The 8160-nt window shown below is 42.3% G+C and carries 10 protein-coding genes; all 10 read right to left on the bottom strand.

Annotation, left to right across the window (positions count from 1 at the left end):
- Nucleotides 1-245: ArsB/NhaD family transporter (locus P364_RS0134065; protein WP_268870932.1), on the bottom strand; the 245-nt coding region annotated here is incomplete at its 3' end.
- 122 nt (nt 246-367) lie between these two features.
- Nucleotides 368-694, bottom strand: coding sequence for an ArsR/SmtB family transcription factor (locus tag P364_RS0134060; RefSeq protein WP_024634430.1), 327 nt, complete (start codon nt 692-694; stop codon nt 368-370).
- Nucleotides 695-851: 157 nt separating this feature from the next.
- A complete protein-coding gene (locus tag P364_RS0134055) occupies nt 852-1175 on the bottom strand; it encodes an ArsR/SmtB family transcription factor (RefSeq protein ID WP_024634429.1) in 324 nt (107 codons plus the stop codon).
- Between the two features lie 124 nt (nt 1176-1299).
- Nucleotides 1300-2052, bottom strand: a complete 753-nt coding sequence (gene pstB, locus P364_RS0134050) for a phosphate ABC transporter ATP-binding protein PstB (protein ID WP_024634428.1) — start codon at nt 2050-2052, stop codon at nt 1300-1302.
- A gap of 19 nt (nt 2053-2071) precedes the next feature.
- Entirely contained in the window at nt 2072-2965 is an 894-nt protein-coding gene (pstA, locus tag P364_RS0134045) for a phosphate ABC transporter permease PstA (protein WP_024634427.1), read from the bottom strand.
- Nucleotides 2966-3883, bottom strand: coding sequence for a phosphate ABC transporter permease subunit PstC (gene pstC, locus P364_RS0134040; protein WP_024634426.1), 918 nt, complete (start codon nt 3881-3883; stop codon nt 2966-2968).
- 83 nt (nt 3884-3966) lie between these two features.
- Complete coding sequence (locus P364_RS0134035) at nt 3967-4956, bottom strand: PstS family phosphate ABC transporter substrate-binding protein (RefSeq protein WP_024634425.1); 990 nt, start codon at nt 4954-4956, stop codon at nt 3967-3969.
- 122 nt (nt 4957-5078) lie between these two features.
- Nucleotides 5079-5507, bottom strand: a complete 429-nt coding sequence (locus tag P364_RS0134030; protein ID WP_024634424.1) for an arsenate reductase/protein-tyrosine-phosphatase family protein — start codon at nt 5505-5507, stop codon at nt 5079-5081.
- The gene (locus P364_RS0134025) at nt 5507-6226 is read right to left on the bottom strand and encodes a winged helix-turn-helix domain-containing protein (protein ID WP_152532790.1); all 720 of its coding nucleotides are present in this window, start codon (nt 6224-6226) and stop codon (nt 5507-5509) included. Before P364_RS0134025 ends, P364_RS0134030 begins: the two co-directional genes overlap by 1 nt.
- A 336-nt stretch (nt 6227-6562) precedes the next feature.
- Complete coding sequence (locus P364_RS0134020) at nt 6563-7969, bottom strand: NAD(P)-binding domain-containing protein (RefSeq protein WP_024634422.1); 1407 nt, start codon at nt 7967-7969, stop codon at nt 6563-6565.
- Nucleotides 7970-8160 lie beyond the last annotated feature (191 nt).

Below are 8160 nucleotides of genomic sequence, written 5' to 3'. Positions count from 1 at the left end.
GCCATATGTAAGGCAGCCCACTCGAAAAATCCGATACGATCCAGAATTAACGAAATCAGAATGATCGCTACAAACGCAAGCGTGGCATTCCAAACGATTTGCGTCACATCCCAGACGTCTTGGAGATTGACCACACCCACAAGTAAAGCAAGAATTGCTCCGCCGCAAGCAGACCAACCAATGGACAGGTTTTTAGGTTGCCAGATGACGAGGACTAACGTAATTAAAAAGATAATGCAGGCCATGACGACAGAAAACACAAGTTCTACCTCCTCTAATCAAGTGCAGTATAGCTAATAACATTCTCCTCATACCTTCATGTCATTCAATTATTATATAATGATGTACTTATATAATGATCAAAAGTTCAACTACAAATGCGAGGTACGTCCACCTTGTTCAGAGTCCGGAGAATGTTTTGGGAATGAGGCATGGCGTCCAGAACGGTTTTGATATAAGGTGTATCATCCACATTTAAAGAATAGTAGACCCACTGTCCTCGTTTATTTTCCTTAACCATCCCTTGATCCTTTAATTTACGTAAATGCTGACTAATCCCCGGTTGAGAAATATCCAAGACATCAACAAATTCGCAAACACACCAATCCCGATCTTTAAGGAGCGTCAACATGGTTAAACGGGTTTTGTCTCCCAAGAGCTTTAGTTTGTCTGCCGCTTCATGTATGGTCTTCAATTGAATTCCTCCTTCCAGACGGTATATAATCGAATAATTATATTATAATATAGTTATTTAATTGTATCAACCCTTTACCGTAAAAAAAGTGTGCGTCGACTCCATGGTATAAAGAGTCCACGCACACCGTTTTATTCGGTTGAGTATTCAGCCTCCCTTAACACTGGGAACCGACTCCTTTTTTCCCCAAAGACAGCAGCACAGTTTCCTGATCTGGCATCTGATCGAGCACCGCTTTAATATATGGCTTATCTTCTACATCTAAGGAATAGTATACCCACTGCCCCCGGCGTGTTTCGCTAACAATCCCCTGAGACTTTAATTTGCGTAAATGTTGGCTAATTCCGGGTTGAGACATATCAAGTACTTCAACAAAATCACATACACACCATTCTTTCTCTCTTAAGAGAATGAGCATGGTCAGACGGGTTTTATCTCCAAGCAACTTTAACTTATCTGAAATTTGTTCAATAGATTCCATTTGCGTTCATCCTTCCCTGCGTTCAACAATCCTAACTGATATATAAGTTTATATTTATATTCTAAAGCAAGGATATGTTGAAATCAAGGAAGTCAGTGTAATGCTTCTTTCGTGAACATAACCTTCAACCAAAACGACCTGCAACATAATTCTCCGTTTTTGGATTTTTCGGGTTACTAAATATTTGGCTTGTGTCGTCGTATTCAATCAGTTCTCCATCCAGAAAAAAGGCACAATGATCTGAAATCCTTGCAGCTTGATGCAAGTTGTGAGTCACCATCACAATCGTATAGGATTGTCGAAGTTCTTTAACGAGTTCTTCAATTTTAAGGGTGGATAACGGATCTAATGCAGCAGTAGACTCATCCATCAGCAAAATTTCAGGATTCATCGCCAGAGCTCGGGCGATACATAAGCGCTGCTGTTGTCCTCCTGAAAGCTGCAGAGCGGATTTTTTTAGCAGGTCTTTCACTTCGTCCCATAAAACCGCTGCTTTCAGACTCTTCTCCACAATATCATTCAACTCGGGTTTGCGGGTAATGCCGTGTAACCGAGGACCATAAGCGATATTATCATAGATTGATTTGGGAAACGGATTAGGCTGCTGAAACACCATTCCCACTTTTTTTCGGAGTAGTTCCACACGCACTTGATCATCATAGATAGCATGCCCCATAATGCGAATATTTCCTTCAATTCGCACCCCATCGATACGATCATTCATCCGGTTAATGGTTCGAAGAAGTGTTGATTTTCCACAGCCCGAAGGACCAATAAACGCAGTAATGGAATGTTCAGGTACATCTAGACTAATATTTTTCACAGCCTGTTGCTGTCCATAAAATACACTCAAGTCTTGAATTTGAATGGCGTTCATACAATATGTCTCCTTAAAATTACAGGTTTTTCTGATATTTATTTCTCAATACAACGGCAATCAGATTAAGTGTAAGCAGCAGAATGAGCAGAACAATAATACCACTCGCGGCTAAATCGTGAAACGAAGTCTGCGGTTTGGATATCCAGTTGTATACCTGTATAGGAAGCACCGTAAATTGGTCCATCAGATTACTAGGTAAAAAGGCTACATAGGTTAAAGCTCCAATCATCACCAGAGGAGCCGTTTCTCCGATTGCTCTGGACACTGCCAAAATGATCCCCGTCAAGATCCCTGGAAAAGCGGACGGAAGGACAGAACGTTGTACGGTCTGCCATTTGCTGGCTCCCAGTGCAAAAGAAGCATCTCTGCGGGAACCTGGAACGGCTTTTATCGCTTCTTGTGCAGACACGATAATCACCGGAAGGACAAGCAGTGTCATGGTTAATGCCCCGGATATCAGACTTCGCTCCAGGTTTAATCCTCTCACAAAAATGGTGAGTCCCAGGATACCATAGACAATGGATGGAACTCCGGCAAGTGTACTAATATTAAGCTGTATTAGTCTAGTCAGCCTGTTTTTCTTTGCGTACTCTTCCAAAAATATAGCTGCTCCGACACCAATAAGAAATGAAATTGGAGCCATGATACAGACCATATAGAGCGTTCCAACGAGGGCTGACTTCAAGCCAGACCCCTCTGCCCTGCGAGAAGGGTAATTGGTAAATAACTCAGGAGTAAATGTAGCAACTCCGTCAATCATAATATCGATAATAAGAAGCATAAGTGCAAGTACCCCGACGGACGTCGCCGCCAGAAACAAAATTTTCATCCAACCGTCTCTTTTTTTTCTGGCCTGAACCTGTTTTGTTTCTGTACTCTGGATGTTCTGCTTCACAACCGTTTCAGGCATTTAGTAGACCTCCCTATATCTTTTCGATACAGCCGCAGCAATGATATTTAAGATAAGCGTGATTACAAACAACGTAAGACCTACAGCAAAAATAGATCCATACGCTAGTGATCCATGCGGAGTATCACCCAAACTCACTTGCACGATGTAAGCTGTCATGGTTTGAATACTATCAAGTGGGTTCGCCGTAAGCTGAGGAGTCGCACCTGCTGCAACAGTTACAATCATGGTCTCTCCTATAGCACGAGAAAAGGCAAGAACAAATGAAGAGATAATTCCGGATAATGCTGCAGGAAGAACAACTTGTACAGCCACTTCAAATCGTGTTGCCCCCAGCGCATAAGCCCCGTATCGCAAACTGCTGGGCACAGCTCTCATGGCATCTTCGCTGAGTGATGAAACCATAGGAATGATCATCACGCCAACGGCAATTCCTGCACTTAGGGCATTAAACAGACTCGTTCCGGGAATAAGCGTTTGAATGACAGGGGTAATAAAGCTTAAGGCAAAATATCCATAAACGATGGTTGGAACTCCGGCCAAAACCTCTAGCACAGGTTTCACGATGTTTCGTACTCGCAGTGTTGCATATTCACTCAAATAAATGGCTGTTGCCAGCCCTACAGGGATGGCAATACAACAAGCAATTAGCGTGACCATCAATGTTCCAAACATTAACGGAACTACCCCAAAGCTTACTGGCTGAATTAACGGCGCCCAAGTCGTACCTGTTAAAAATTCAAGAATCGGCACCTGCTTGAAGAATGCAATGGATTCTGAAACGAGTGTGTATACGATGCCTATTGTTGTAAGGATGGACACCAATGCACATAAGAATAAAAGGAAAGGCATCACATAATCTGCGTATCGCACCTGGTTAGAGCGAAAAGGATGATTTCCTTGGGGTATTGTGTTCATATCAGCTCTCCTCATTAAAAACTAAAGCGTGTGTGACGCCTCTTGGTCCCCAAGAAGCATCACACACGTTAAGGTTTACGCGGTTACTTTAACTTCTCCAAATCTTCCTTATACATTTCTTCTGGCAAACGAATATAGCCGACCTCTTCTGACAATTCAGCAGCATTCGTCAAGTAGTATTCAACAAATGCCATAACTTCAGGATTTTCCAGCTTTTGTTTGTTCACATAAATATAAAGCGGTCTGGATAGAGGTGCATAGGTCCCATCATTAATCGTTTCGTGTGTAGGTGTAATTGGACCGTTTCCTCCATCAATGGGAACCACCTTCAACTTGTCCTGATTCTCTTCATAGTAAGCAAATCCGAAATACCCAAGGGAATACTTCTCACCTGCCACACCTTGAACCAGTGTATTATCATCTTCACTGAATGTAACTTGCGCATCGTTCCGGCTTTGCTGCGCTTCCTCGTTTACCGTTTCTGTGAAGTAGTCAAATGTTCCTGAATCGGCACCTGGTGAGTAGATTTTAATATTCTCATTTGGCCATTCACTGCGTACGTCACTCCATTTCATGACTGTACTTCCAGGTTTGAAGATGCTGTGCAACTCTTCTACAGTCAGATGATCGACCCAGTCATTCTCGGGATTGACCAAGACGGAAAGACCATCATATGCAACTTCAAGTTCCAGATACTCTACGCCATTTGCTTTCGCATTTTCGGCTTCTTCCGGTTTAATTGGACGGGATGCATTATTAATCGCCGTCTCTCCGTTAGCAAATCGTTTAAACCCGCCTCCTGTACCTGAAACACCAACGGTGACACGGACATCTCCATGTTCTTTACCAAACTCTTCAGCTACCGCCTCAGTAACGGGATATACCGTACTTGATCCGTCAATATCCACCGTTCCTGTCAATTTTTCCGAGGTGCCTTGTTCTTCTGATGTAGCGGTTTGTCCATTCCCTGAACTCTCGTTACTACCTGTACTAGCTGTACCCCCTGCGCATGCTGACAAAGATAGTGCTCCTACCAGCACCAACAGCATATAAAACCATTTTCCCTTTTTCATGATCCCCATCGCTCCTAAAATTTAATGTTTATATACACATATCATTATTAGTTTATATGATTAAATGAATTCTCCTTTTGTGTTAAATCTGTGTAAAAGGTTTAGCCACAATCGTTTTGGATTCAAAAAGTCCGGAGTAATCCATATTCGTTTAGCAATTCCCTCACGTACATTTTGATCTCTTCTCTAGTTTGACGAACAGCAAGGATCGTAGGATTATTTACAGCGAGTGGATCGGTAATCGGCCATACTCGGTAATCCAGACCAAAAGGGATTACGGGACAGGCCTCTCTGGTCTCATCGCACAGTATAATAATAACGTCGGAATCTACAAATGAAATCATATTGAGGAGCTTGCCCGACTCTTCATGACAAGGTACATGTTCTTCCTGAAGAACTTGAATGGTAAGTGGATGAACAGGCCTCGGATCTATGCCGCCGCTATCTACCTGCACCTGTTTGTCCGCATAGAAAGAAGTATACGAAGCCGCGAGCTGACTTCGACAACGATTATGTGTACACCAGAAAAATATTCGTTTGGGCTGTTTCATTAACTCACTCCTTTAAATTGCAAGCAATATCCAAAGTTTCGTTTGGTTTGAATATGAATCAAATCATCAAATATCTCTATCTTCCGCCGCAGTTCATTCACGTAATACTCAACACGCCTCCGGTCCAGTACAATGTCTTTCGCTAGCAAAAGTTTTAGCTGTTCAGCCGATGTATACTGCTCTGGCCGTTGAAGAAGTTGCATTAATAGATAAATTTCTGCCTTGCGTAGTGCCTGACGAACATGCCCCAAACGTATCTCCATACAATCGAGATAAATTTCAATTTCATTTAACTTAAATGCTTTATGTTGAACAGATACTTGCCAGTCATAAGGTCGAATCTTCATTCTGTACTTGGCCCAAATCAACTTTAGTTTCAAGTTCAATTCCTCAAATTCAAAAGGAACGTTAAGATTTTCCTTAACAAAATCTAAACCTTCTCCAGCTTCATTTCTTTCATCATCAACGGGCGTCTCAGCAAGCAAGAGAATTGGTGGCGTATGTCGAAAAGACTGTATTGTCAAAAGAATATCCCTCTCCTTGGCTTGCTTCGAATCTAAAATAATCAGATCCAGATGACTCGAATCTGTATAGTGTCTATCTTCAAAGTTTTTGACGTGGTATCCTTGCTTGGATAAACCGAATTGCAATAAGCTGATCATCATTGGATTATGATGAATAACTAAAATTTGTTTTGGTACAAAGTCCATCCATTCCATAAGCAAAATCACACCTTCTTCCGTAGACTATAATCAATCTTCTTGAGATACTTAAGTGTCGATAAAAAACTCTATTTCAGACAAATATAAGCCTATGCTTATATTGTAATACTCAATTTACCTAAAGCAAATGGTTTTACAGAAATTTTACAAAGGGCTGGTTTTCAGCAATCCTGATTGGGTGGCTAAAAGATAACCATATCAACATAATTACCGTTTGAAGAAGTAGATCGAGCCATAATAATCTTGACGGAAGTAGGAAAATTCAAGAAGAATATAAAAAGGTACGTTAACAAATAGGTTGTTAACGTACCTTTTTTGAAATTTCAACTCATATCATCCTTCATTAGAACAAGAGGAACTGCAATCACCGGTGGCTTGCACTTGCTTTGCTTGTGGACGACTGACACTGCATACCCCTGTTTCAGGCAGATCGAGTTCTACTTTTGCAGCAGCCTCCAGATCACCCGCCAGAAAAGCAACTACAGATCGAACTTGTTCGTAACCTGTGGCCATCAGGAAGGTCGGTGCACGGCCATAACTTTTCATACCCACAATATACAGGCCTGGTTCTGTATGACGCAATTCCTTTTCCCCATGAGGTCGAACGGTACCGCAACTATGAATGTTCGGATCGATTAGCGGAGCCAACGCTTCCACACTTTCTGTTGCCTGGTCAATGCTCAAACGTAGTTCGCCAAGAAAGGAAAAGTCAGGTCGGCTTCCTGCATTCACAATGATTTCATCCATGTGCTGCAGTTCGCGGCTTTCCCCAAGCTGCTCTCCACTAATAGTGATTCTCTCCCCATCTTGCTTCAACTCCTGAATGTGGAACGGGGTGACCACACTAACCTTTCCGGAATCCACCAATTCATGCATGCGACTGCCTAATTCCCCCCTAGCTTCCAGTTGATCATTCGCTTCTCCACCATAAGCTTCCTCTACTTGATCTCTTCGCATAATCCAGGTCAGTTTGGTATGAGCATTCGTTTCTTGCAGTTTAGCTAAATCAAGTAAGGTATTTAAGGCTGAATGGCCGCCACCTACGACAGCAATATGTTTACCCGTATAGCGCACTTGATCGGCCCCAAGTACATCCGGTATACCATAGAATATCTGTTTATGAAGAGATTGCTCCTGAGAAGTCAGTACTCCGCTTGAAAGCACCGGATTTGCTTTTCCCCAGGTTCCCGAAGCGTCAATGACAGCTCTCGCCTCATATTGTTTGGCCTTGCCTTTTTCTTCTACATAGATGACAAAAGGTTGTTGTTCTCTACCGGGTGTTTTCATTTTATCTGTATTTTTGCGACTGATCCCAACAACACGTGTATTCAAATGAAGATCGGAGTTTATCTCGGGTAACTCAGCGAGTGGTCGTAAATACTGATCACGCAGCTCATGTCCCGTCGGTAATTCGTCTGGAGATGGGGCAATCCACCCATTCTTCGTCAACAACCTTTCTGCTGCTTTATCTAGGTTATACTGCCATGGCGAAAATAGACGAACATGGCCCCACTTGGAGATATTCTCACCTACTTTACTCCCCGCCTCAAAAATGATAAATGATTGGCCAGCTTCAATCAGATGTGCCGCTGCTGCCAGACCAATAGGCCCAGCACCAATGATGGCTACAGGTAAATGAGATAGCTCTCCTTGGTGTACAGGATCTTGAAGAGAGATCTGCTTTTCCATGAGCGTAGGTTCACAACAGGACTCGACTGGTTTAAATTCAATGTTTTTCATTTCAAATGACCTCCAGTAGTTAGTTAAATATATTTGCAACCTACAAGTATTAGAGAAATGTAACGGGGTAATAATGCTCATTACCCCACTGACGTACAGCACATTTTCGATTTTAACATACTCTCATTAAGCAGTTTAACAGATTGCATAACGATTGCTTTTTCTGTATCAGTCATGAAAGAAAAAACCTC

It is taken from the genome of Paenibacillus sp. MAEPY2, from assembly GCF_000499205.1.
In the GTDB taxonomy this organism is placed as follows: domain Bacteria; phylum Bacillota; class Bacilli; order Paenibacillales; family Paenibacillaceae; genus Paenibacillus; species Paenibacillus vandeheii.
This window is presented reverse-complemented; position numbering and strand designations above follow the sequence as displayed.